Here is an 862-nt window from a genome sequence, read left to right as displayed (position 1 = left end):
ATTAATTAGTGCCTGAGAATCTTCACTATTTTCTTCAGACATTTTGACGCATTCTACTAAGTTTTCACTAATGATAATACCCATTAACCGTTGAATAGAACTTTTAGAGGCACTTAATTGACTAATGACGTCTTTACAATTTTTTTCTTCCTCCATCATTTTAATGACTCCATTAAGCTGTCCTTGTATNGCGATGAATACGATTAATCATCTTTTTATTATATTCCAATATATTTCACTCCACATTCATTTTTAATAATTACATCATATTGATTAAATTTTAGTTTGTCAAATACCCCCATAGGTATTTGACAAACTATCTAATTCGTTATAATATACCCCCATAGGTATTTAAAAGGAGGTAATTATGTCACAATATAAAACGAAACACATTAATGATTTCACTAAAAAAGAATTACAAGAATTGGGTTCTAAGGGTCAATTAATTGACGTTCGACAGCCTGAAGAATTTGAATTAGGACACATTAAAAATGCTTTATTACATTCAGTTGAAAATATAGAGACTTTTAAACAAAGCAAAAATAAAACTTACTATATCTATTGTAAAAGTGGTAATAGAAGTAGAAAAGCCAGTCAATTTCTTGCACAACGTGGATACGATGTGGTGAATTTAGACGGAGGTTATACCGCATACGAACAACAACATCATAATGATAATTTATCTAAAGTAAAAGAAGATAGAGAAATTAAAGATAATCGTAAGATGTTCAATTATAGTAATCTACAATGTCCAGGACCTATTGTTAATATTAGTAAAGAAATCAAAAACATCGCTATTGGTGATCAAATAGAAGTTGTTGTGACTGATCACGGATTTTTAAATGATATTAAAAGTTGGGTC

General features: G+C 29.3%; 1 protein-coding gene and 1 pseudogene. One reads left to right on the top strand and one right to left on the bottom strand.

The genetic code is table 11. The annotated features are described in order from the left end of the window. Window positions 1-229: pseudogene (cstR, locus tag COP04_RS19240) on the bottom strand (persulfide-sensing transcriptional repressor CstR); the annotation flags it as partial. A 138-nt stretch (window positions 230-367) separates the two neighbouring features. Between cstR and COP04_RS19235 the strand changes: the two are divergent. Next, on the top strand, window positions 368-862 hold a 495-nt coding region (locus tag COP04_RS19235; protein WP_193437490.1), incomplete at its 3' end, for a rhodanese-like domain-containing protein.

This window comes from Sporolactobacillus pectinivorans, assembly GCF_002802965.1.
Lineage (GTDB): Bacteria > Bacillota > Bacilli > Bacillales > Sporolactobacillaceae > Sporolactobacillus > Sporolactobacillus pectinivorans.
This window is presented reverse-complemented; position numbering and strand designations above follow the sequence as displayed.